General features: G+C 43.3%; 27 protein-coding genes and 1 tRNA gene. 11 read left to right on the top strand and 17 right to left on the bottom strand.

Annotated features, from left to right (window positions below; translation table 11 throughout):
* Positions 1-26: 26 nt before the first annotated feature.
* Genes VMUT_RS13155 through VMUT_RS10475 form a run of 3 tightly spaced genes read right to left on the bottom strand, consistent with a single transcriptional unit; the run spans position 27 to position 1,865 of the window.
* Positions 27-137 carry a hypothetical protein gene (locus VMUT_RS13155; protein ID WP_237699649.1) on the bottom strand — a complete coding sequence of 37 codons (111 nt, stop codon included), beginning with the start codon at positions 135-137 and terminating at the stop codon, positions 27-29.
* Positions 134-268, bottom strand: a complete 135-nt coding sequence (locus VMUT_RS13280) for a hypothetical protein (RefSeq protein ID WP_258167460.1) — start codon at positions 266-268, stop codon at positions 134-136. Before VMUT_RS13280 ends, VMUT_RS13155 begins: the two co-directional genes overlap by 4 nt.
* Positions 269-305: 37 nt before the next feature.
* A complete protein-coding gene (locus VMUT_RS10475) occupies positions 306-1,865 on the bottom strand; it encodes a hydantoinase B/oxoprolinase family protein (protein ID WP_013605383.1) in 1,560 nt (519 codons plus the stop codon).
* A gap of 80 nt (positions 1,866-1,945) precedes the next feature.
* Here VMUT_RS10475 and VMUT_RS13150 point away from each other — a divergent pair, with 80 nt between their 5' ends.
* Together VMUT_RS13150 and VMUT_RS13145 are read left to right on the top strand one after the other, a co-directional pair.
* The gene (locus VMUT_RS13150) at positions 1,946-2,275 is read left to right on the top strand and encodes a hypothetical protein (RefSeq protein WP_237699648.1); all 330 of its coding nucleotides are present in this window, start codon (positions 1,946-1,948) and stop codon (positions 2,273-2,275) included.
* A 6-nt stretch (positions 2,276-2,281) separates the two neighbouring features.
* Positions 2,282-2,680 carry a DUF3782 domain-containing protein gene (locus tag VMUT_RS13145; RefSeq protein ID WP_258167493.1) on the top strand — a complete coding sequence of 133 codons (399 nt, stop codon included), beginning with the start codon at positions 2,282-2,284 and terminating at the stop codon, positions 2,678-2,680.
* Between the two features lie 4 nt (positions 2,681-2,684).
* On the opposite strand, the gene VMUT_RS10465 is transcribed toward VMUT_RS13145, so the two are convergent.
* The 7 genes from VMUT_RS10465 to VMUT_RS10440 form a co-directional block, all read right to left on the bottom strand.
* Entirely contained in the window at positions 2,685-3,905 is a 1,221-nt protein-coding gene (locus VMUT_RS10465) for an MFS transporter (RefSeq protein ID WP_237699646.1), read from the bottom strand.
* Between the two features lie 150 nt (positions 3,906-4,055).
* Entirely contained in the window at positions 4,056-4,703 is a 648-nt protein-coding gene (locus tag VMUT_RS10460; protein WP_013605381.1) for a hypothetical protein, read from the bottom strand.
* A 150-nt stretch (positions 4,704-4,853) separates the two neighbouring features.
* Positions 4,854-5,498 (bottom strand): hypothetical protein, encoded by a 645-nt coding sequence (locus tag VMUT_RS10455; RefSeq protein ID WP_013605380.1) that lies wholly within the window; start codon positions 5,496-5,498, stop codon positions 4,854-4,856.
* A gap of 4 nt (positions 5,499-5,502) precedes the next feature.
* A complete protein-coding gene (locus tag VMUT_RS10450; protein ID WP_048057039.1) occupies positions 5,503-6,153 on the bottom strand; it encodes a hypothetical protein in 651 nt (216 codons plus the stop codon).
* Between the two features lie 264 nt (positions 6,154-6,417).
* Positions 6,418-6,570, bottom strand: coding sequence for a PaREP1 family protein (locus VMUT_RS13355; RefSeq protein ID WP_308507373.1), 153 nt, complete (start codon positions 6,568-6,570; stop codon positions 6,418-6,420).
* A gap of 1 nt (position 6,571) precedes the next feature.
* Positions 6,572-6,820: a PaREP1 family protein gene (locus VMUT_RS13350; RefSeq protein WP_308507374.1), complete on the bottom strand. Its 249-nt coding sequence runs from the start codon at positions 6,818-6,820 to the stop codon at positions 6,572-6,574.
* 51 nt (positions 6,821-6,871) lie between these two features.
* Positions 6,872-7,213 (bottom strand): hypothetical protein, encoded by a 342-nt coding sequence (locus VMUT_RS10440; protein ID WP_148224745.1) that lies wholly within the window; start codon positions 7,211-7,213, stop codon positions 6,872-6,874.
* A gap of 239 nt (positions 7,214-7,452) precedes the next feature.
* Here VMUT_RS10440 and VMUT_RS10435 point away from each other — a divergent pair, with 239 nt between their 5' ends.
* Positions 7,453-8,178, top strand: coding sequence for a 5-formyltetrahydrofolate cyclo-ligase (locus VMUT_RS10435; RefSeq protein WP_013605378.1), 726 nt, complete (start codon positions 7,453-7,455; stop codon positions 8,176-8,178).
* Here the strand turns inward: VMUT_RS10435 and VMUT_RS10430 are convergent.
* Positions 8,170-8,514, bottom strand: coding sequence for a type II toxin-antitoxin system VapC family toxin (locus tag VMUT_RS10430; RefSeq protein ID WP_308507381.1), 345 nt, complete (start codon positions 8,512-8,514; stop codon positions 8,170-8,172). The two genes, VMUT_RS10435 and VMUT_RS10430, sit on opposite strands and share 9 nt — an antisense overlap.
* A 480-nt stretch (positions 8,515-8,994) precedes the next feature.
* Here VMUT_RS10430 and VMUT_RS10425 point away from each other — a divergent pair, with 480 nt between their 5' ends.
* Both VMUT_RS10425 and VMUT_RS10420 read left to right on the top strand, forming a co-directional pair.
* Positions 8,995-9,309 (top strand): hypothetical protein, encoded by a 315-nt coding sequence (locus VMUT_RS10425; protein WP_013605376.1) that lies wholly within the window; start codon positions 8,995-8,997, stop codon positions 9,307-9,309.
* 41 nt (positions 9,310-9,350) lie between these two features.
* The gene (locus VMUT_RS10420) at positions 9,351-9,806 is read left to right on the top strand and encodes a hypothetical protein (RefSeq protein WP_013605375.1); all 456 of its coding nucleotides are present in this window, start codon (positions 9,351-9,353) and stop codon (positions 9,804-9,806) included.
* A 6-nt stretch (positions 9,807-9,812) separates the two neighbouring features.
* On the opposite strand, the gene VMUT_RS10415 is transcribed toward VMUT_RS10420, so the two are convergent.
* Entirely contained in the window at positions 9,813-10,637 is an 825-nt protein-coding gene (locus VMUT_RS10415; RefSeq protein WP_013605374.1) for a DMT family transporter, read from the bottom strand.
* Positions 10,638-10,735: 98 nt separating this feature from the next.
* On the opposite strand from VMUT_RS10415, the gene VMUT_RS10410 reads away from it, so the two are divergent.
* Positions 10,736-11,311 carry a hypothetical protein gene (locus VMUT_RS10410; protein WP_013605373.1) on the top strand — a complete coding sequence of 192 codons (576 nt, stop codon included), beginning with the start codon at positions 10,736-10,738 and terminating at the stop codon, positions 11,309-11,311.
* A 30-nt stretch (positions 11,312-11,341) separates the two neighbouring features.
* On the opposite strand, the gene VMUT_RS12955 is transcribed toward VMUT_RS10410, so the two are convergent.
* Entirely contained in the window at positions 11,342-11,527 is a 186-nt protein-coding gene (locus VMUT_RS12955) for a hypothetical protein (RefSeq protein ID WP_193387194.1), read from the bottom strand.
* A gap of 463 nt (positions 11,528-11,990) precedes the next feature.
* On the opposite strand from VMUT_RS12955, the gene VMUT_RS10405 reads away from it, so the two are divergent.
* The 4 genes from VMUT_RS10405 to VMUT_RS10390 all read left to right on the top strand — a co-directional run bounded on the left by VMUT_RS10405 (position 11,991) and on the right by VMUT_RS10390 (position 15,515).
* The gene (locus tag VMUT_RS10405; protein WP_148224748.1) at positions 11,991-13,730 is read left to right on the top strand and encodes a hypothetical protein; all 1,740 of its coding nucleotides are present in this window, start codon (positions 11,991-11,993) and stop codon (positions 13,728-13,730) included.
* Positions 13,731-13,923: 193 nt separating this feature from the next.
* Positions 13,924-14,337 (top strand): nucleotidyltransferase family protein, encoded by a 414-nt coding sequence (locus VMUT_RS10400; protein WP_013605371.1) that lies wholly within the window; start codon positions 13,924-13,926, stop codon positions 14,335-14,337.
* Positions 14,325-14,741, top strand: coding sequence for a DUF86 domain-containing protein (locus VMUT_RS10395; RefSeq protein ID WP_013605370.1), 417 nt, complete (start codon positions 14,325-14,327; stop codon positions 14,739-14,741). The genes VMUT_RS10400 and VMUT_RS10395 overlap by 13 nt, the downstream gene beginning before the upstream one ends.
* A 36-nt stretch (positions 14,742-14,777) precedes the next feature.
* Positions 14,778-15,515, top strand: coding sequence for a creatininase family protein (locus VMUT_RS10390; protein WP_013605369.1), 738 nt, complete (start codon positions 14,778-14,780; stop codon positions 15,513-15,515).
* A 131-nt stretch (positions 15,516-15,646) separates the two neighbouring features.
* On the opposite strand, the gene VMUT_RS10385 is transcribed toward VMUT_RS10390, so the two are convergent.
* From VMUT_RS10385 to VMUT_RS10375, 3 genes are all read right to left on the bottom strand, one after another.
* Positions 15,647-16,129: a peroxiredoxin gene (locus VMUT_RS10385; RefSeq protein ID WP_013605368.1), complete on the bottom strand. Its 483-nt coding sequence runs from the start codon at positions 16,127-16,129 to the stop codon at positions 15,647-15,649.
* Positions 16,130-16,207: 78 nt separating this feature from the next.
* Positions 16,208-16,513: a 4Fe-4S dicluster domain-containing protein gene (locus VMUT_RS10380; protein ID WP_013605367.1), complete on the bottom strand. Its 306-nt coding sequence runs from the start codon at positions 16,511-16,513 to the stop codon at positions 16,208-16,210.
* A gap of 256 nt (positions 16,514-16,769) precedes the next feature.
* A tRNA-Phe gene (locus VMUT_RS10375) sits at positions 16,770-16,846 on the bottom strand.
* 253 nt (positions 16,847-17,099) lie between these two features.
* Here VMUT_RS10375 and VMUT_RS10370 point away from each other — a divergent pair.
* On the top strand, positions 17,100-18,629 hold the full coding sequence (locus VMUT_RS10370; RefSeq protein WP_013605366.1) for a hypothetical protein: 1,530 nt from the start codon (positions 17,100-17,102) through the stop codon (positions 18,627-18,629).
* A 22-nt stretch (positions 18,630-18,651) separates the two neighbouring features.
* On the opposite strand, the gene VMUT_RS10365 is transcribed toward VMUT_RS10370, so the two are convergent.
* A complete protein-coding gene (locus tag VMUT_RS10365) occupies positions 18,652-19,161 on the bottom strand; it encodes a PaREP1 family protein (protein ID WP_013605365.1) in 510 nt (169 codons plus the stop codon).
* Positions 19,162-19,174 lie beyond the last annotated feature (13 nt).

The raw sequence follows: 19,174 nt of genomic DNA, 5'->3' as shown, positions 1-19,174 counted from the left end.
AATATAGTTATCCTTCAATAATTCACTCACAACGCGCTTCTTATCACTTGGTACGATATCACGTAAAAATTAAGTAAGTAACGTATACTACGCATACGTGGGTATTGAGCGCCGTACTCAGGGATTTTTGCCTTCAAGAATAATTGAAGGGCTTGTTCAAGGTTAAAATAACTAGATCATACATCCCACTCTCCACCTGAAAGCTAGCCGTCCTTAAGAAGTCCCTGGCCCTCCTAATTAATGTATTAATCTCTTCCCTAACATCCATTCACTTACCACAATATATTGCTGGACTTTTAATAAAATCACCTTCTCGAACCATACCCTCCACCACCTGGTGTTTCTATTATTACCTCATCGCCTGGCTCCAGGTCTATTGTTGCCTTACTCGGTAAATTAATGACCTCGCCATTACTCCTCCTAATAGTGACCTTACCTGGCGCTCCGTCACCACCACCCCACAGACCCCAGGGTCTTGTCCTGGACCTCTCAGCCATTATTGATAGTCTCGCCCTAGTCAGTACCTTGAATGACCTTATAATTCCATCACCACCCCTATAAAGGCCATCACCACCGCTACCCTCCCTAATCCTATAGCCCGTGAACAGTAGTGGGTATTGCCTCTCGGCTATCTCAATGGGTGTATTCAACGTGTTCGTCATATTAACATGAACGCCACTCACACCTGGCTTACCGGGCCTACCGCCAGTCCCACCACCGATTGTCTCGTAATAAGCCCAGTAACTGCCATTAGGCAGTGTTCCACCAATCATTACATTCATCATAGTACCAGAACCAGCCGCGGGAACCTTGCTGGGTAGCGCATTGGCTAATGCCTTGAATACTACATCGGCGATTCTCTGGGTTGTCTCGACATTGCCACCACTCACTGGCGCCGGCTTTCTTGGATTGACCAATGTGCCCTCGGGCGCTATAACATCGATCACTCCATAAAAACCCTCATTCGTCGGTACGTCGCTTTGAACCAAGGACCTAATTACGAATGACACCGCAGAGAAGGTAACACCATAGACAGCGTTTATTGGCGCCTCAACCTGCTCATGAGTGCCGCCGAAGTCCACCTTAATACCATTTTCACCGATCTCCACGGAAACCTTAATGGGTAGTAACTCATCACCGAGCTCCATGTAGTCCACCGCATCGTAGCTACCCCTAGGCCACTTACCAATCTCCATTAGGGTTAACTTCCTGCCGTACTCAATACCCTCCCTCCACGCATTTACAACCTCATCAACACCGTACTTCTCCACCAACTCCCTAACCCTAGCAACACCAACCCTATTCGCGGCTAGTTGGGCCGTTATATCGCCAATTGCGGTCTCCGGGGTCTTGAAGTTACTAAGTATTATATTGAGTATGTCACGCTGTAACTCACCCTTATTCATTATCCTGACTGGTGGTATGATTAAACCCTCCTCATAGATTGTCCTGGCGCTTGGGTTTATGCTACCTGGCACGGGTCCACCTACGTCTACGTGATGAGCCTTATTAACGACGTAACCAATGAGCCTATTATTAACGTAGATCGGCTCCATAACCATGACATCATTTAAGTGCGTACCCGATATGTATGGGTCATTGAGAAGCACGACATCGCCAGAACCAAGCTCAACACCCTCCCTACCAAGCCAGTTAAGTAGGTTTTTAACGCCTATCCTGAACGAGCCAAGGTGCACAGGTATATGCTCCGCCTGGGCCACGATATTACCCTCGGCGTCCGTTATAGCGCAGCTGTGGTCCATACGCTCCCTAATGTTAGGCGAGAAGGCTGACCTACGCAGGGCAACGCCCATCTCCTCGGCAATGAATACCGAAGCCCTAAACACGAGTTCCCACGAAACCATCCTAAGGATATGTTTCAAACCCCTAATAAAGCATTGCCATGGGTAGGTTTAAATAATTAAGCATGAGCCCATAATAGGGCATGGTTTTTGATCTTAGGAAAGAACTTCTAAGGCTGTTAAAGGAGGATGAGGAATTTAGGTATGCAGTAATGGGGCTATTGGGCATTAGTGATATTAAGTCCTCAGTTGACAACCTAGTTAAGGCCATAGCTGATTTGAAGGACATCGCTGCTAAGCAGGGCAAGGAAGTAAGTGAATTAAGGAAAACTGTGGAATTATTAAGTAAGTCCTTTGAGGAAATAAGGAAAGCCGTGGAGGCGCTCGTTAAATCCCATGATGGGCTTAGGAAGGTTGTGGAGACATTAAGTGAGGATATTAAGAGACATGGCGAGGTTATACTCATTATGTAGAGTAGTATTGAGAAGCTAACATCATCAGTAACGGCATTGGGCTACCGTTATGGATTGTTCATTGAGGAGGTTTTTAGGGAATCCATTAAGTACTTAGCCAGTGACCTACTCAAGGTTTACCAGGTTAGGCGCTGGACCTATTATGATGACGAGGATTTCGTGTTTAGCTATCCCTCGGTCATTGATGTTGATGTTCTTATTAGGGATAACGAGCACATACTCGTTGAGTACAAGGCGAGCATTGATCGTGGAGACGTAGCTGAATTATATAGGGAGGGAATCCTCTACGAGAGAGTTAATAAGGTAAAGCCGAGGCTACTCATCGTTGGCTTGGCGATTAGGAAGAGAGCACTTGAGTTGGCTAGGGAATTGGGTGTTGAGGTTAGGGCCTCCGAGGTTGTTTAGCCATTTACTCAATCACGGTTACCCCTCCACGCGTTGGCTTTGGGTTGGGAAAGAACTTCCTGTATAGGGCTATATTTGCGATATTTGCTGCAAATGCTATAGTGAATGGCACAGGTATTGGTAGGTAATCAAGCATTGGACCAGCCGCAGTCATTGCCGTCGCCGATGGTAACAATCGTGACGCTTGATTAACCCCAGAGACTGTTGACCTATTGCCTCTGCCCACGAGCTCCATCATTAGCGCCTGCTGTGGGGCTAGGGATGAGACCCTAAACATCACGTAAATCACATACGTGATTGCGGCCAGGTAAAGAGTTGTTGAGAAGGGGATTAGTATTAGGGCGATTGTTGATATTATCCTCGGAATTATTATGGCGTCCCTAAGCCCGAAAATCCTCGAGAAGACTGGCGCCGTGAGTGATGTGAAGGCTGCAGCGAGACCGCCAATGAAGAATATGTCACCAACGACTCCATTATTCACGTGGAGGACCATCTTAAATATTATCGGTAAGAATGGCGTTATTAATCCCTGGGCTGTGCCATTCAGCGCGCCGACTATCGCGAACCTCTTTATGTACGTTAAATCTCTCCTAACTTGCTGAGTTATGGTCTTGGAATTACCGTTTGGATCGTCATTGGCTCGATGTTTAGGTCCATGCTCCTCCTTAATTAGTAATATCACGAATAGGCTGATCGTTGATAATGCAAGAGCCGCGTAGAATACGTCTCGATAGCTAAGGTTAGCTAATAATGCTCCGATTGCTGATGCCGTTCCAGATACTAAGTTGAATATTGCATATACCATGGACCTATCCATGCCCTCGGTCTTATCGGCTAATATAGCCGTTTGGACGGGCGCAGCCACGGCACCAAAACTCCCACTAGCCAACGTGCCAGCGGTGCCGAAGCCACCGAGGGCAGCTGCAAGTAGTAATAATGGGTAGTACCTGGTCACGAGTAGTATCGCCGTCGCTATTGGTAGGAAGGATAACGTGAGAAGAAGAATGACCTTCCTACTGTACTTATCACCCAACCTGCCAAAGAGGAGTGAGAGGAGTGGTGCTGTGAATGCGCCAACACCGAAGAAAATGCCGACCTCGGTTAATGATAAATGCAGGTAGTAATACAGGTAAAGCCCAGTAACTACGCCGAGTGCGCCGCCAGCCACGCTTCTCAATCCCCTGGAAGCAAGAAGCAACCAAACATCCCTATCCCAATTGGGCACAATCGCTATCAAAAACAAGCCCTTAAAAACCAAATTCTCCGCATACTCCAGCGATAAAGATGATTCTCCGGACATAGAATGCCGTAGAATAATACCGGCCTATACTTCACTTAATGATTTAATAAATAATTCCTTCGCTGCCATAATCATTTAATGAGAAATTGTTCTCTCAATGCTTTTCTTAACCTCATTAAGTCCCACAAGAATCAATACAAAGGCGATAAGCCCAATGACGTCTCCCACAATGTTGATTACGGGTACTGCCAAGAGTACAGTTGCAAACAAAGAAACGATAACACCAGCCGTTAGGTAACTAACGCTGAAGTCATCGCCAAGTCTGTACAGGACTATATACATAAGTAACTCAAACACAAAGCCAGCAATTATCGTTATCACACTCATTATTAAGAATATGGAGTAGGAAACACGTGTAATGACAAGGTATACGCCCTCTGAAATAAGGACTAAACCTAGCGCTAACAAGCCAATAGCACCCAGTACGCCAATGCCATACCTACCTTTATCCGCCCGTGCCAGGTACGTAAAGCCCCCGTACATAAAGAAAAATGTAAAAGGTAAACCTAGGATACCGACGGTAATGAAGAAGATGCCGAAATTATGAATAAGTACGTTAACATTATCATCACTAGACAATATAATAGCCACAAGCACAATAGCTAGCAATATGCCCAACACTATACCCGCTATATACCCTTCAAAAATCCTCGAAACACCATGATAAAGAAGAATCATCCTCTCCCTATCGCTACTATTACCTAGACCTCCATTACCAGCCATTGATTATTAATAAAAATTTAGAAATTTAAATATTCAACATAATAGTATGCTGTGGTTTCTAAGTTCACTAATGCACATAAGTGCTACAAGGTAAGATTAAGATCGCATGTTAATGGCCTTACTGTAATTGTTTCAATTAACAATAAATACTTAGGGTCTTAACAATGATTCAGTAACCACGCCGTTTAGTAATTGGGCAATTGAATTATGAAAGCCAACATACTTAATTACTCTAAATGTTGAATCAACCGATGGAATAATTAATACCATACTCTCATTATTAAAGCCGAGAGGGGTCATGCCGAGGCAATTCCCATAATAAACATTGGCTATGAAGCCAAAAACACCATTACTGTAGTGGGTTATCACGAATGTACCATTAATTAGATAGCCAGTTAGGATAATCGTGCCATTAACGTACACCGCAAATTCATAATTATAATACAATAAGTGCCACTTACTAATCGTGTCATTCATAATCATTAAGAGTATCGTATAATTACCTGGACATGAAAACCAAACCTCACCCTCAGGAAGCGAATAGCAGAAAAGGCCACCAGCCCTTGGTGGAAGTACGGTAATGAGCTCGTACGTGGAGCCCGGCGATACATCATAAAGCTTCAATATAGGCAATATGCTATTATTCGGCGGAAATACAATATACGTCCTATTAAAAGTAATGATACCACTTGGCGGTAAACCACCGAGCGCGTATGTGAGATAGGGGTATGCAATATAAAGTAGTATTATTGAGGTAATGGCAAGCGGTAACATTATCTTAAATCTCGTTGGCATCACCTCATAAATTACGCCATCTATCCCTAATTATCTTCCTAACGTTATTAAGGCCATGAAGTATACCTGCCATACTAAGTATACCCATTATATCACCAATATATATCGTTACTAGGTTCGGTATTACTATCAGTAAGGTCGCGATAATTAACCCAATCACGCCAAGTTTCAATTCATCAATTATAAACTCATTACCAAGTCTGTATAGGGCTATCATCGTTAGTAAATTGAGTGTGAATCCTAGTACAAAACTAATCATGATCATTAACAATAATGTCAGCGACTTAAGACTTGTCGCAACCATTATATACAGATATTCACCAATTGCCATAGTATTAATCGCTAATAATCCGAGGGCCCCTATCTTACCAATACCGTAAGTCCTCTTATCGGCTACGGCTAAACTGGCGAATCCCTTATAGATATAGCGATACATTACTGGTAACATTATTAATAAGCCGAGGAATTGGAAAAACGCCACATTCTTAACTAGAACCATGATTGATGTACTACCCGGCGCAAAAACCATGATTGGTACTAGAATTAGTAATGCTATAGCAATAATTGCAAGGTATCCTCTATATATCTTAGAAACACCGACATAAATAAGGGATAACCTATCACTAGGTTCACGCATAGCTGAAGAAGAATTCATCGTCCCACCATATTTTTATTTTTAATATAAACTTATTGTCATGATATCCAACATTTACCTATCCATTTAGTAGTTCTTTCAACCTAACTTAAACTTAGGAAGTCAATACGATGTCAATGAGCCTTACAACAAATTTAAGATACTATTATGTATGTAATGACAATATCGTAATCAAAGGCATATGCTTAATGATTTAGCCCAATCAATTCCTTATAACCATGAAACACCATTAATTATGAGATATATGTCAAAAACAGCAATAAGTTAAAGCCCAAGCTCCTCCTTAACGACATTAATCAAACTCCGTATTACTGGTAATCTTGCCCTGACTTCATCAATTTCTATCCTTACCTCATGGAAACCATTCACATGTAAGAAATATGCATCTACCCAGGTCTGTTTGACGGAATCTCCCAACTTAATGGCTGCCTTGTCTAGTAAACTTATCTAGTAAACTTACGGTCCATCTTCCCTTGCCCAATGCTTCCCTGGCCTCATCAAGCCCCTTGGCAATAGCCAAGGCCTTTATCGCCTTCTCCACAGCCTTATATAATTTCTCACTCGCCTGAACAACGTCGCCCTTATTAACGAATTCGAGACCCTCACTAAACGCAATCAATGCAAGCTCGGCATGTTTCCTAGCCTCACCACTGGGTGTATAACTCATACAAAGGCTAATGTGGCGGGCGCTTATAAAATCTTGGGCCTTGAGACAGTGTTAGCTGCCGCATTTAACGGGTAATTGAAGGTTTGGTGCGTATAAGCCGAGGACTTCGTGGCCGTACCTAATCACGTAGATCCAACGTAAGCCCTCGGGTGCATAAAAGAATACGTTCATGTAGTTACCATTAATGACGAAGAGCTTCATGCCCAATGGGCCGTAGGCAAAGCCTTCAATCCTCACGGCCCTGGTCACGTTAACCGCGCATATGCTGGCTTCGGAGAGGTTCACGTAAAACTTACCAGTAAGTAGGTACATGACCAACGTGTCATTAACTACGGAGTAACCATACTTGCTAAGAATGACGTTATTTAACCCACCAAATCTCTTAAGAAACATAATTTTATCAGCATTGGGTAGACCGTAGATAATCCACACATTTTCAATATCCAGATCATTTAACTAGTTCTATTTCAGCTTCCTTATCCCTAAAATTAACGATTGCATTACCACCTAACACAAGGCGCTACCCCTAAACCCACTTAATCACCGTCTTAGAATCTATCCTAACCACTCCCATGAGTGAGTATAGGCAGTAATTTTATTTAATTTTTCACGATCAATAAGGTGACCCTATAATGGACATTAAGGGCACGAAGCAAGCAATTAGGGAGAAAGTCTGGAAATTACTTGAGGAGAGGAACGTAGTAACATTCCCAAGGCCTGTCTATGGCAGGATACCAAACTTCGTGGGTGCCGAGAGAGCTTGCGAACTAGCCGCTTCACTGCCTGAGTTTACTAGGGCTCGTGTGGTTAAGATTAATCCAGATTCGCCTCAACGCCGATGTAGGGAGTTGACGCTAGTTAATGGTAAGTTGTTGATAATGCCGACGCCGAGGATTAGGGAGGGCTTCCTAATGCTTGATCCTCGTAGAATACCGAGGCAGTACTATGGCGAGGCTTCGACCATTAGGGGTGCGTTCAGGTGGGGTGTGCCGATTAAGCCTTGGGATATGCCCAACATAGACCTCGTTATAGTAGGCTCCGTAGCCGTAAACCCGGGTAATGGCCGCAGGCTGGGTAAGTCACATGGTTATGCGGAGATTGAGTGGGGAATAGCCAGCGCCATGGATAAGGTCAATGAGAATACACCAGTCATAACCACCGTCCACGAACTACAGTTGGTGAGCGATGAGATTCCCAAAGAGCCATTTGACCTATCTGTCGACATTATCGTTACGCCAAGTAGGGTGATACGTGTGAATAGGGTTGATAGTAAGCCAGTCGGCATTTATTGGGAATACGTGACCGAGGAAATGCTTAGGGAAATACCATTACTGGCAGAGTTACGTAAATTACGTTGACGATGCGTAATCCCTTACGTGTCTTATGTACGGAGCGTTGCCTAGCGCGTTTATTAATGCTTCATCCGCTGTGTATAGGACGGTATTTAATTCCATAGCTAGCACCACATGCACAGCGTCGTATATCGTCACGTTGTGCTTTATTGAGAAGTCCGAGGCCTTCATAATTAAGTTCCACGTTATTTCGCGAATATCGAGAAGACCACCTCTTAATAGTTCCAATGATCTCCTTATAAAATCCTCGCTAACCAACCCACGTAGATAATACTTTCTAAGTGCGTTCATTACTTCCGTAATCGCTATTGATGGGATTACGACAGTTACTCTGCCACTAATGTGGTCAATCCTTATTCTACCAGCGTAATCACTATAATCCTCCCTAATGACCCATTAAACAATAACACTGGCATCACAGACTATCTATTTACCGCGCATTCCTATCCTCCCTAATGAATTCTACGGCCAGGTTACCCTTTATTATTGGTGAATCCCTTAAAAGCTCCTCATACCTAGCCTCAAGCCTCTTCGCTAATTCCTCACGAATAAGGTAATGACCAAATTAATGGAGAGTAGTATCGCACCTGCACGTACATAATACATAAAACATACATTAACCGCCGCAGAAGTTGGTCGCGTATTGATTCTCAAAGTCCGTCACCTGACCTGCCGGGAATTGGTAATACTTACTAGACCGATTATAACCGACCACGCCATTGAACTTCTGTTATAACGGCATACACGGTATACCTACCCCCATTGAGATTAATGGTCTCCAGCATGTTGAGGATGTATGGTCTGAACCCATAGTGATGGAATGTGTATAGTGGGTCCTGCACGGTTATATTAATTAACTCGCCATTAACAATGATTAGTGGGTTGAGGAGTTGCTACCTTGGTGTATTAATTACCGTACCAACCCACGAACCTGCTGGGAGTTGCGCACTTTATATGTTCAACAAGGCGATCAACGTTAGTACTAGGACCACGCCAACGACGATGGGTACTGCAGTCAAGGCACTAATGCTCATACCAATTTATAATTCATTGTATAGGCTATCTTTCTTATTTCTTAATGATTTTATCCTTACTAACGTTTTCCTCGTTGATTGTGGCTATACTCTTAATAATTAAGAATAATGTTTATTAAGGGGAATTGAAACTTAATATTCACAATGAGTGAGGGGTTGAGCGATACAGTAACGACAATAATACTCGTGGTAGTAGCAATAACATTAACCATAGCAATAGTAGTTTGGGTATTTGGGATAGCCAGTAATGCATCAAGGTCATTTGGCGTTAGGGTTATGATAGAGGGCCCAAGCATGTCACAGAATAACGCGACATTTATAATCATTAATTCAGGCACGGAATACGTGGAATTGGCATACATAGTAATCAATAACGCCGAGTTCACACCAAACAATAGATGCATCATACCACCTGGGGACTCGGCGTTATTAACCATAATTAGTAATGGGACGCATTACGTAGGTGCGGTGTTGAGGGTTGGAAATTGCACCGTGGATTATAACGGCGACTCAGGGATTTACGGCATAAACACGGCGGAGGTAGCATTTACAAATGGTCAGCAGGTTCTTTACGAAACCCTGAACCTACAGAGTCAATGAGGTTTACTAGATCCTTAACTGTGATATTAAGACGCCGGTTAATGTTATTGCCGAGCCTATTACTTCCATCTCCGTAGGTACCTTACCAAGTATTAATAGGGCGAATAAGTACGCGGATGCGGGTACGAGTATTGAGATTGAGCTTGCAGTCACGGGGCCGAGGTCCTTAACACCGAGAAACCAAAGTAGGAAGCCCATTACCTGGGCCACCAATGCTACGATTATGCCCCATGCGACCGCATTCAGTGTCAATTCCATATGCGGGTTAATGATGAGCGTTGGTGCCGCTATTAATGCTGATATGACCGCCATTGAGGCATTCAACCTAATGAGGTCCTCATGGACCAAGTTCCTCCTGTAATAATGGGTGCCCAGCGCCCAAATGAAACCACCAAGTATTGCAATGGCGTCACCAATGTCAAAGCTATAAACACCGACAGCAATTAATAAACCACTGAATGCCATTATGATACCAACTACCTGCAGTACAGTCGGCTTTTCACCATGTAAGGCTATTGATAGTATTAGTACGAAGATTGGCTGTGTATAAACGAGCACGGAGACCAGGGCTGGGTTTGAACTATACTTAATGGCGAGGTTTAGGAAGACCACGAATAAGGCCCCATTAAGTAATGCGTTTATTACGTACCTACGATTTATCACCAAACCCCTACCAATTAAGTAGAGCAATAAACCGCCAAAGCCGAACCTATACATCGTGAGTACGAAGGGAGACATGTAATACATAGCAACCTTAGAGATTGAGTAAGACGAACCCCAGGCGGCTAGGACACCAAGCATGGCTAAGTAACCACGGAGTTTATTATTCATAACCTAATCACGTGATTAATGTGGAGTGTTATAAGGATTTCTGACGCCCACTATTTAATGGAAAGGGATTTAAGAACGTCCTATGGCGTACTTATAGTATGGGCGTAAGTACGAAGATGCTTGGTAAGCTTGTTTGGTTCTACGTGGGTTTTGTGTTGGTTAACTTTGCATCCCTACTGTGGCTCTTCATAACTAGTTACCTAACGATATACACGGACATACCGCTACCCTACTTCATGCTTTACATACCAAGCAACATAGCAATGCTTGCGTTAATCACGCTCGCATTGATCCTGGGCCTGTACATATACCTGGGCGTTGTACTAATACGAAGCGGTCTTGATAGGGGTTATGTACCAATAGCGTTCGTTGTATTTATTGTCGTTGGCATAGCCCTGCTATTAATTAAGCAGTTCGTGGCATCAATAGCTTTTCTAATAATTGCCCTGGCACTGCTGGTTAGTAATTATGGAGTGCTCACAAGCATAGCTACGCATAGGGCATCTAGGTACATGTGGTTAGTGGGTGCATTACTTATCATCGCTGCTGTGATATTGGCGCTAATTAATAGGTCCGTGGTCAATTACGTGGGGGCCACCATACAGTCACTATCAATACTAGCCTGCGCAATCGAGGTCTGGTCAATAATGGGTAGGCTGGGTAAGGGGCCGTGATTTAAATGCTAAGTGTAGAGACCATGATTGTCAGCTCTCAAGACAAACTGCCACCTTGTATGCAGTGGCGATTCCTGCATAATTATCGACCCAGGAGGATGAACCAGACAGGATACTAAGGGCTATGGGCAGTAGGAAGGCATCGGTCATCGTGGCTACGCACCTACGCTTTGACCATGTTAATGCCGTTAAGGAACTAACGAATCGCTTGGGCATACCATTTATGGCGCACAGAGACTCGATTGGGAGTTGAGGGAAGTATTCTATAAATTAGCACCAGAATGGGGCTTCCCAAAGCCAGAACTTCCAAACCCAATATTCATTGGTGAAGGTTTAGAACTACCACTTAACTTAAGGTAATACGCACGTCAGGGCGTACACCAAGCTTAATATCAATAGTAAATGATAACTTCGTAATTACAGGAGACACACCATTCGTAAGTAATGTCGGTAGGAAGACCTGCCGGGAAGTAGTATGGAAAGGCTCAGGGAATCAATATGCTGGTTATACGGGAGTTACCTAACGACTTCATTGTCTACCCAGGCCATGGACCTACACTGCGATTAGTGAGGAAAAACTCAATAACTTAATAATACCCTGGAGGCATATCTCGGCAAGGCAGGGCGCATCTCTTATAAATAGTCGGGAGAAAAAATACCTAAGACAGTGATAACCATTATGCCCAGGCGAACCAACATTACGCGTATAATCGCCCTGGCAATACTCTCGGTAGCCGTACTATCAATAGCCCTAACAGCCCTAGCCCAAACACAGGCAGAGCCAAAGCCCTTCATGACACTCACAAGCAAGGCGGTTACCATAAATTACTACAACGCAAGTAATACCGCAGGGCCAACACTCATAATACACGCATATCTAAACAACACGCCAGCACCCATAACGATCAGCCTATTCGCATACACACCAACGAAGATCTACACCGTAGGCTACTACTACGGCACCGGCACAGTGAGCATAAACCTGACAGGTACACTAATTAGGGAGATAGCCGGGGAATGGCATGTAACGGGAGCATGGCCATCGCTCTTGGTATTTGTCACGTACGTATCCAACGAAGCCAACACTATCAGGTTCATGATACTGGCAATACCTTACGACCCAGGCTGGATAGTTAATAACAGGCACATAGCGATGGTGACCACGGTAAACCTAACAATGGCAAAACCACTACCAATACCAAGAAATATAACAAAGACTGTTGTAAGCACGACAATGAGTAATGCCGAGATAAATACAACAGACCCATATGGGTATAGCTATGAAGGATCATGCATGGGTAATAGTGTTGTCCTAAACAATCCACCTGGACTGCCTAGCTCATCATCGTGGCAATTGGAGAGTTGCTACGAATTTAATGGGCCAATACCATTCTTCTTCGTGAGTTGGGGATCTGATGTATGGAGTAGTGGTATTACGTACATAAATATAGGCTTAGGAGGCCAAAATTATGCACAGAGCGGGAGTGGCTTCTACGCAACATATGCTATATACAACTACTCAAATGATAATTATGTAACGACAGTTACATCAGGTAGTCCTACAATTACATTCTCAAGCGAGATAAATATATACATAAATTCATTCTGTGGTGAGACAGGCTCCGTGGCTGTTGGCTATGGAAGTTCCCTTAACTTGGAATGCTCAAAGGGTACACCGACTTATTATGTGCCGGGTTCAGGTTCATTGTTCCTCGCAGCAATAGGTAATGTTGCTGCCGTCACATTCCTCGATTGCTTATATCAAGGTGGCTCTTGCATACCAATTTATGTAGCTAATGGTACGATGGTATTGAGTTTAAGTTCTTCATCATATAGTCCAGGTACTCTTTATGTGTATCCATATATTGATATTAGTAACGGCTCAATAACTAATACCTTAACATTGCTAACAAAGCAAGGACTTGCTGGTAAAGCATTTGCCCTTCTTGACGGGCAGTCATATTATTATAACCCAGCCATTAATTTAATTTCAGAAACAACCGAGTGCAATAATGCACCCAGTCCGGCACAGGTAGCAGATAATTATGTGACGTATAATATACAAAACGTAATTAATACGTATACCCCAGTCATACCTGGATGGGCACCAGACGTTGGTGGTGCAATTGCCGAGATATTAGCTGACTACATACTTGATGACCCAATAATCGCACATTTAATAGGCTTTGGCGTTACCTACATGCTGAGCGGATTAGCCTCAGGAAGTGGCATATATCAAACTTATTATGTAAAAATTGGTACTAACCCAAGTAGTGTATGGGGCTTTTACGTGACGTTTGTAGGCACACCTGCCATTGAAACCAGCCAAGATGCATCGTCGTACTGGCCTATGGGTGTTGTAATTAACAGTAGCGGTTACTATCTGAGTAATGTAATTGGTTATCAATGCCAACGCTAACACCCCATATTTAATACCTAGATATTAAAATAGTTACAAAAACAATTGTTAAAAGCATCATAGATGGCTTTCTAGCATTCGTTTTTAATTTTATAATATATTACTTTATATTACTTTAATGATATTATAGCAATATGAACACAACGATGCTAAGACAAAATCGATTCTAGTAAACAAATAATTTAATGAACGCATGAATACGGATGAAAGTTTACGCGAATTAAAGGATTTTTCATGGAGTTATTATGGCATTTACTATGCGGTTTTCTTTGGTTCCATGGTTAGGAGGGGTTTTGGTGAGGATGTTGATATTGCGGTGGAGTTCGTGGTAGGGCTTGACCTAGGTAGGTACTCACGGTTACTCTTTGACCTGTTTGATTACCTGGGTACGGATAAGGTGGATTTAGTACCCATTGGTGATAGTACTGATTGTTATCTGATTCATGAGGTTTTTGGTGATAGTGTGATACTGTACATGGTTGGTGATGATGCGTGGTTGAGGATGCATAGAAGGGCTTCAATATATGAGGACTTCCTTATTGATGCTAGGAAGCTTGACCTCGTGGGTAATGCAGGTAGGGCGTTGGTGATGAGATGGCAATCCTAGATAAATTATTGGGTATTATTGAGGACATGACCAAGAAACTCGATGATTTTGTTGAACATGGTTACGACCTTAACAATTGGCGCGACCAGCTGGCGTTGATGCACGCTCTGCAGGTGCAGGTTCAGGCATTCATTGACTTGTGCCAGCGGTTGTTATCAAACATGGGCATTGCGGTAGAGGGTTATTCAGGCATTGCCAGGAGGTTGAGGGAGGCTGATCTGGTAACTAGTGATGAGGAATCCTTCGTTAAATCGCTGGTGGGCTTTAGAAACGTCGTTGTTAATGGCTATGCAAACCTGGACCTAAACGTGATCAATGAAATACTTAGGTCGAGAAGTTATAGGAGGGTTCTTGAGCTAACGCTGGCACTCAGGGATAGGGCTAGGCAGTACTGGGATCCTTAGGGTATTGCATTTAAGGCATCACCAATTCACTAATTAATGCGTTGGTGGGAACTTACCTGGCTTGACTTCGAGAAGGTGGATAAAACAGTGGCGATACTGCCGACAGGGATTGTTGAGGCTCACGGCCCGCATCTACCGCTCGGGACAGATGCGTTGATGGCTACGTACATAGCCGAGGAAGCGGCTAAGAGGACAAATGTATTATTATTACCGACTGTGTGGTATGGAAATACGTACGTACTCGATAAGTTTCCAGGCACAATATCCATAAGTAATGAGACACTATACATGCTGTATAGGGATATATTCAGGGAAGTCGCCAGAAACGGCGTTAGGTACCTAATCGTAATCAATGGACACGGAGGTAACGTAGACGCTTTGAGCATGGCAGCTAAGGACGTGGCTAAAGAAACGAACCTGGTCATAGTAATCATTAATTGGTGGATAGACTTGGCGAAGGAGGTTAGGAAGAAGGTCCTCGAGACGCCGGAGGGCCATGCGGCAGAGGATGAGACGAGTGAGGTTTGGGCAGCATATCCAGATTTAGTCAAGTGGGTACCAAGGGATGGCTCGGCTGATGAGTGGGTTGAGGCTAGGTTTAGGATATACGGTAAGGAGATTTATGCTCAAGAGTATACGAAGGCTGTGCAGGGATACCCATCAAAGGCAAGCCCAGAGAAGGGTAAGGCAATACTTGAGGCAGCGATAAGTGAGGTTGTTCAATTAATAAATGATTTGAGGAATGGTAAATTACCAATTAAAAAGATTAAATAATTTTAAGGTGTCTAGCAATAAACATTATGCATAATATAACTGTTTCTAATCCATTAATGTTGCTTAAACCCTGAGATATCTGTAAAAGATAATAAACAATATATGAAAATATAAAATTAAACTTATTAAGGTCAAGTTACGTAGTCCCTTTGTTCCTGAGATTTTTGTTCAATTACTTTGAGCGTCTCAATGGGGTGTTTATCGGGTCTAATGGAAAAGCCCTTGATGATTCCTGCTATCCTACCCTTCGGGTCTATTATATACGTAACCCTAACGGCAAGCCCAAGTAGTCCCAGTACTCCATAGCTCCTGGTTATCATGCCATCACTATCACTAACCAATACGAAGTTTACGCCATACTCTCTAGCGAAACGAGCCAATGTACCAACATCATCCCTACTTATACCGATGACAAGAGCCCCTATATCTCTAAATCTATTCCATAAGCTTGCGAAGGATTTAGTCTCGCTTGTGCATCCTGGTGTAAATGCCTTTGGGAAGAAATATAGAACCACCCATCTGCCTTTAAGGCTGGATAGGCTGATTGTCTCGCCGGTATGTGCCTTAGCATTAAAATCCGGAGCTTCATCACCGATCCTCGGTATGTTTGGCATACATATTTTCCTGGACTTAATTTTTTAAAATACTTGTGTTTTGTTCACTATTGATTATCTATACCTATGTTAAATTAATTATTTCATAATTAATCGTTTAATGGATATAGACTTAACATTCAATCTTTCACTTAACCAAATCCTCACATCATAGAAATATATGTTATTGTAAGGACATGTCTCAACGTAATCCCCAACGCCTATGCACGTTGATGATTTATAGTAACCCCTCCTTATGAAATTTATTGGTAAATCACTATTACCCACAGGGCATGCCCTAGCGCAATCCTTTGTAGGGCACCTGGCACATAAGCTTGGGTCCTTAACTTTAAGTCTAAATAGGCCAATCCTACTTACTACCTGGTTTAGGAGCCCCAATGGCACCAACCATAGGCTACGCAATTATAGGTGCCTAGAATTGGAGATAACGTGAAGAAAAGATACTAAATAACGCCGAAAAGTATTAAGTACAGGAACACCAATGGATCTAACCTATTCACAAAAGATGAACCGAACAAGATAGAACATACCCAATAAAAATAGAAAAGGCAAACCCCGTGATGGAGTCACTACAACACGCCTTAACATCATTGATAATTGGCAAGGATTAAACCATGAATAAAGAAGAAAAATCGAATTTTGGTGCCCCGGCCGGGACTTGAACCCGGGACCTACCGGTCTTCAGCCGGTCGCTCTCCCAGGCTGAGCTACCGGGGCGTGTTTTATGTTTTGTTGAGGGATTTAAGTTTTTTGCCTTGGGTTTGGTTTGTGGCTGTGTGTTGGTGTTTTGGTGGGTGTTTGGTTTTTGTTCACTGCCTCTTATCTTAATTATCTATTATCTTAATAGTGTGGGTGTTTAAGGCTACGATGAGAGAAGGCGGCATGGGAGGACCAAGGCGTTTTCAATTCTGCTCGAACCACCCTTTAAGAACAGGCGAAGTAAAAAAATCCTGTGAGAAGGTTAAACTTGATGGGTGTGGGTTTGCGTAGTGTGTTTGTTGCTTTGGTAGTGGTTCTTAGTGTACTATCCCTACTGTTTTTGATTAATGTTAGGGCGTTAGGTATGGTTAATTTCAACCCTTCTAATTCTACTTCTCCGCTTAATTATGCAATCTCTATAGGGTTCTTCAGAGGCTTGGGTGCTAAGTTCATTATTGTCGGCCCCACCAGTCTATATGTAAGTATTTACTCAAGGGCCTTACAACTTAATCTTAGCTCAAACATTGTATATTTGGGCAGTAACCTAGGTGGTGCCTTGAGGTTGCTGAGGGATTACCCTGGCTCGATTTTAATAATTGATCTAAGTTATGTCAAGCCCGACTGTAGCTTATTGGGTTATTACCTTGGTTATGGCGCCATAGCGCTCTATAACGCCTCCGTATATACGCTCCAATCATGCGTCATAGAAGCACTGCTTCAGTACTACCGCATAACCCATAGTAATTCCTATACTGAGTCCTTGATCTTGATTCCGTACTACAGAGTTGGTCCTAAGTTCATTGCCGAGGTCGTTACAGCGTATGGTGGAAAGAAAATACAGGTATCGGTTGCATACTCGAGACTGAGCTTGAGGGGTCTCACGTACCTAATATATACGCAGGTAGGTAATGATCCTGGGCTCCAGTTAACGGATCCCTGCTCTACAAACCTGCTTAGTCAAGGCTATTACGAAAGCCCCGCATTCAACGATCTCGCTGGTCCCTACAGCGATAATAACGTTAGTTATTACTACTATGATTACTGCATGTGGTATCCAACGCAGTGGCAGGGCACCGTAAATCCAGGGGGCCACATAATATTCTACCCTGGCGCCTGGATTTACGTGCAACCAGCCCTTAGTGATTCTGCAATTAATAGTCCGCAGACCACATTGATATCTAACCCAGGTATGGGTATCGCCGTAGATGCGGCATCGTCGTATGAATATTACTATGAACCTGGTCAAGACACCTTCTTCTATGGACCTATCGCATCAGCCCCAGGTTCAATAACGGTCACCAGCAGTTCCAATTATGAGTACCTACTCCAATTAGCTAATACAGCCGTTGAAATAGCTAACATAATAGTTGAACTTGCTGCTGCCTCAGACCCTGTCAACATCGTTAATTCTATTAATCCCGCGCCAAACTCCGCAGTTGCCCAAAATGATACATACGCCTTTAACCCACAGAACCTGGCCTTTGGCTATGCCTTCCAGTTCGGTATTGATGATCAAATGAACATGTACCTGCCTACCCTTGAGACGATCTCGGCATATCTACCAGTCGATGAGAATTTCACATTGGTAAGTTCTGGATACATTGTCAGCAATGGTGTCGGTTACTACGTATGCTATAACTACGCCTATTACGCAATGCAGATACTTTGGGATGTAACCTTTGTTTGGGGTAATCCGTCTAACCTTAATTTCCAGGTAGGACCAACAATTGGGCCCGGCTATACGTATAGTGGACCATTGGCCTCTGGTCAAGCATGTACATACTACTATACCGGCACTTAGGTTATTAGTAATTGATGAGCTTTCAACGCTTAAATAGAATGGAGATTCTACTTTTCATGTTGTTTTTGATTCTCTTGATTGTGGTTTTTATGGTGTCTATCAGTTTTTCAAGGTCGATCAATGCGTCTTTGTCGCTTCTGTATATCGATAGTACTCCCTCTGGGTCTGGCCCGTTGTATCGGTATCGATGTAATTCGAGTGCCAGTAATGTGTTTGAATACGTGCCTGGGTACCTGGTTTCTATTATCCTCGCGATCTCCCTCATCCTGGTGGTTGGTATTAGGGCTATTACGTAATCGACTTCCTTAATCACCCTATCCTCAAGCTCAATATCCCTATTAAATACCCTGGCTAGTTCGTCCCTCACGTCGACGGCTAGAGCCCCGAGCAAGGCCTTCCAGGCCTGGAAGACCTTGCCTGCTGCGTTTCTTACTAGGTTAAGTTCGAGGAATTTATTGGCTAACTCAACCTCGCTCAACGCCTCGCTCAACCTCACCTCCCTATACCTAGCCAGGTCTATCCAGGGCTTCACAGTACTAGATTAT

Source organism: Vulcanisaeta moutnovskia 768-28, from assembly GCF_000190315.1.
Lineage (GTDB): Archaea > Thermoproteota > Thermoprotei > Thermoproteales > Thermocladiaceae > Vulcanisaeta > Vulcanisaeta moutnovskia.
This window is presented reverse-complemented; position numbering and strand designations above follow the sequence as displayed.

What these genes read in the sequence shown, in the direction of transcription:
- VMUT_RS13280 (WP_258167460.1), bottom strand. Translation starts at nt 268, where the DNA reads ATGGATGTTAGGGAAGAGATTAATACATTAATTAGGAGGGCCAGGGAC.
- VMUT_RS10475 (WP_013605383.1), bottom strand. Translation starts at nt 1,865, where the DNA reads ATGGTTTCGTGGGAACTCGTGTTTAGGGCTTCGGTATTCATTGCCGAG.
- VMUT_RS13150 (WP_237699648.1), top strand. Translation starts at nt 1,946, where the DNA reads ATGGTTTTTGATCTTAGGAAAGAACTTCTAAGGCTGTTAAAGGAGGAT.
- VMUT_RS10460 (WP_013605381.1), bottom strand. Translation starts at nt 4,703, where the DNA reads ATGGCTGGTAATGGAGGTCTAGGTAATAGTAGCGATAGGGAGAGGATG.
- VMUT_RS10455 (WP_013605380.1), bottom strand. Translation starts at nt 5,498, where the DNA reads ATGCCAACGAGATTTAAGATAATGTTACCGCTTGCCATTACCTCAATA.
- VMUT_RS10450 (WP_048057039.1), bottom strand. Translation starts at nt 6,153, where the DNA reads ATGAATTCTTCTTCAGCTATGCGTGAACCTAGTGATAGGTTATCCCTT.
- VMUT_RS13350 (WP_308507374.1), bottom strand. Translation starts at nt 6,820, where the DNA reads ATGAGTTATACACCCAGTGGTGAGGCTAGGAAACATGCCGAGCTTGCA.
- VMUT_RS10440 (WP_148224745.1), bottom strand. Translation starts at nt 7,213, where the DNA reads ATGTTTCTTAAGAGATTTGGTGGGTTAAATAACGTCATTCTTAGCAAG.
- VMUT_RS10435 (WP_013605378.1), top strand. Translation starts at nt 7,453, where the DNA reads ATGGACATTAAGGGCACGAAGCAAGCAATTAGGGAGAAAGTCTGGAAA.
- VMUT_RS10420 (WP_013605375.1), top strand. Translation starts at nt 9,351, where the DNA reads ATGAGTGAGGGGTTGAGCGATACAGTAACGACAATAATACTCGTGGTA.
- VMUT_RS10415 (WP_013605374.1), bottom strand. Translation starts at nt 10,637, where the DNA reads ATGAATAATAAACTCCGTGGTTACTTAGCCATGCTTGGTGTCCTAGCC.
- VMUT_RS10410 (WP_013605373.1), top strand. Translation starts at nt 10,736, where the DNA reads ATGGGCGTAAGTACGAAGATGCTTGGTAAGCTTGTTTGGTTCTACGTG.
- VMUT_RS12955 (WP_193387194.1), bottom strand. Translation starts at nt 11,527, where the DNA reads ATGCCCAAGCGATTCGTTAGTTCCTTAACGGCATTAACATGGTCAAAG.
- VMUT_RS10405 (WP_148224748.1), top strand. Translation starts at nt 11,991, where the DNA reads ATGCCCAGGCGAACCAACATTACGCGTATAATCGCCCTGGCAATACTC.
- VMUT_RS10400 (WP_013605371.1), top strand. Translation starts at nt 13,924, where the DNA reads ATGAATACGGATGAAAGTTTACGCGAATTAAAGGATTTTTCATGGAGT.
- VMUT_RS10395 (WP_013605370.1), top strand. Translation starts at nt 14,325, where the DNA reads ATGGCAATCCTAGATAAATTATTGGGTATTATTGAGGACATGACCAAG.
- VMUT_RS10390 (WP_013605369.1), top strand. Translation starts at nt 14,778, where the DNA reads ATGCGTTGGTGGGAACTTACCTGGCTTGACTTCGAGAAGGTGGATAAA.
- VMUT_RS10385 (WP_013605368.1), bottom strand. Translation starts at nt 16,129, where the DNA reads ATGCCAAACATACCGAGGATCGGTGATGAAGCTCCGGATTTTAATGCT.
- VMUT_RS10370 (WP_013605366.1), top strand. Translation starts at nt 17,100, where the DNA reads ATGGGTGTGGGTTTGCGTAGTGTGTTTGTTGCTTTGGTAGTGGTTCTT.